This is a genomic window from Pseudomonas sp. 3A(2025), from assembly GCF_054589175.1.
Genome location: NZ_BAAILM010000046.1, coordinates 1 through 1,332, shown reverse-complemented (window position 1 = coordinate 1,332; position 1,332 = coordinate 1). Strand labels below are relative to the sequence as shown.

Annotated in this window: 2 protein-coding genes; both read left to right on the top strand. The window is 57.5% G+C overall.

The annotated features are described in order from the left end of the window. Positions 1-743: phosphopantetheine-binding protein (locus ACYP2A_RS17810; RefSeq protein ID WP_459746961.1), on the top strand; the 743-nt coding region annotated here is incomplete at its 5' end. Continuing rightward, the coding region (locus tag ACYP2A_RS17805; RefSeq protein WP_459746958.1) for a condensation domain-containing protein at positions 740-1,332 on the top strand (593 nt) is incomplete at its 3' end. The genes ACYP2A_RS17810 and ACYP2A_RS17805, both read left to right, overlap by 4 nt.

The window sequence follows — 1,332 nt, the reverse complement described above, 5'->3', positions numbered from 1 at the left end:
CCGACCCGTTCGACACCAGTGAGCAGGGCGGTAGCCGGCTGTACCGCAGTGGTGATCTGGGCCGTAGTCGTGCCGGCGGCGTGGTGGAGTACGCCGGTCGCATCGACCATCAGGTGAAGATTCGCGGTTTCCGCATTGAATTGGGCGAGATCGAGGCGCGGGTCAAGGAGCATCCGGCAGTGCGTGAGGCGGTGGTGCTGGATGTGGATGGGCCGCTAGGCAAGCAGTTGGTGGCCTGGCTGGTGCCGGTAGCAGAACCGGCGGATGAAGCTGAGCAGTCGGCATTGCGTGAGAACCTGCGCGAAGCATTGAAGGCGGTCATGCCGGATTACATGGTGCCGGCACACTTTGTGTTCCTTGATCATTTGCCGCTGACGGCCAATGGCAAGCTGGACCGCAAGGCCTTGCCCGCACCGGATGCCAGCCAGCAGCAACAGAGGTATGTGGCGCCGCAAAGTGAGCTGGAGCAACAGGTCGCAGCGATCTGGGCAGAGGTGTTGCAGATTGAGCGAGTGGGCCTGACCGATAACTTCTTTGAACTGGGAGGGCACTCTTTGTTGGTGTTGTCCATTTTGTCCCGTGTGCGTCTGTCGCTCGGTGTAACGCTCGATCCTTCTGTGCTGTTCCAGTATCCATTCCTGGCTGATTTCGCCAGACAGTTAGTACAAGAAGAGACCGATGATTTTGAAGAAAAACTGAAACGCCTTGATCTGTTTGCCGAAGAGCTGGAGGAAGCGCAATGAATATGGAAGCCGCTCTGAATATCGCCAGGCGCTTCATCACGCTGCCAACCGCGAAGCGCAGGCTGTATCTGCAAAAGATGTATGCCGAGAATATCTCGCCAGCCAATTTGCCGGTCCCTGAGGTAAAAGCGCTTTTTGATTGCATTCCTCTTTCCTTCGCCCAGCAACGGCAGTGGTTCCTGTGGCAACTGACTCCGGACAGTGCTGCGTACAACATTCCGACGGCTTTACGACTGGCCGGCTCATTGGATCATGAAGCGCTGCGGCACAGTTTCCAGACCCTGATCGAGCGGCACGAAACCTTGCGCACGACCTTTCGCCAGGATGACGAGCAGTCGATTCAGATTGTTCAGGCGGCTCAGCCTTTTGTCTTGAGTGTTGAACGTTTGCCCGATGGCCAGACCGTCGAGGCCTGGGTGGAAGAAGAAGTTCGTCGACCGTTCGACCTTGAGTACGGGCCGCTTCTGCGCGTAAAGCTGCTGGGTCTGGCGGACGACGAGCACGTTCTGGTGCTGACCCTGCACCATATTGTCTCCGATGGCTGGTCAATGCCCGTGCTGGTCGACGAGTTGGTGCAATTGTATGAAGG